Annotated in this window: 1 pseudogene; it reads right to left on the reverse strand. The window is 67.4% G+C overall.

Annotated features, from left to right (window positions below):
* Nucleotides 1-186, reverse strand: a pseudogene (locus ODQ17_RS19170) (HisA/HisF-related TIM barrel protein); the annotation flags it as partial.
* Nucleotides 187-521: the final 335 nt, after the last annotated feature.

Raw genomic sequence — 521 nt, forward strand, 5'->3', positions numbered from 1 at the left:
AGCTAACAGTGCCGCGTCAGCTTTGCCTTCCGTGAATGCTTCGTACACGTGCTGACAATTACCCGCTCCCCCGGAAGCAATCACCGGAATTTCCACCCGTTCGGCGATCGCCGCTGTGAGGGCCAGATCGTAACCCGCTTGGGTGCCATCCCCGTCCATACTGGTGACCAGCAATTCCCCTGCCCCCCGGTTGGGGGGGTCCGCCGGCGCGGCGCGCGCCGCGGGGCCGGGGTGTTGGGGGGGGCGCCGGGGGGGGGGGGGGTGGGGGGGGTGGTGGGGTGGTTGGGGGGGTTTGGTGGGTTGGGGGGGGGGTTGGGGTGGTGGGGGGGGGGGGTGGGTGTGGGGGGGGGGGCGGGTGGGTGGGGTGGGGGGGGGTGGGGGGTGGGTGGATAGGGGGGGGGGGGGTTGTGGGTGTGGGGTGGGTGTTGTGGGTGTTGTGTGTGGTTTGGCGAGGGGGGCAGGGGGATCGGATAGAAAGATAAGAAATACAAACTAACAACACAAGATGGTATGAAAAAAAA

Origin of the sequence: Acinetobacter sp. IRS14 (assembly GCF_034650275.1) — a bacterium.
In the GTDB taxonomy this organism is placed as follows: Bacteria; Pseudomonadota; Gammaproteobacteria; order Pseudomonadales; family Moraxellaceae; genus Acinetobacter; species Acinetobacter oleivorans.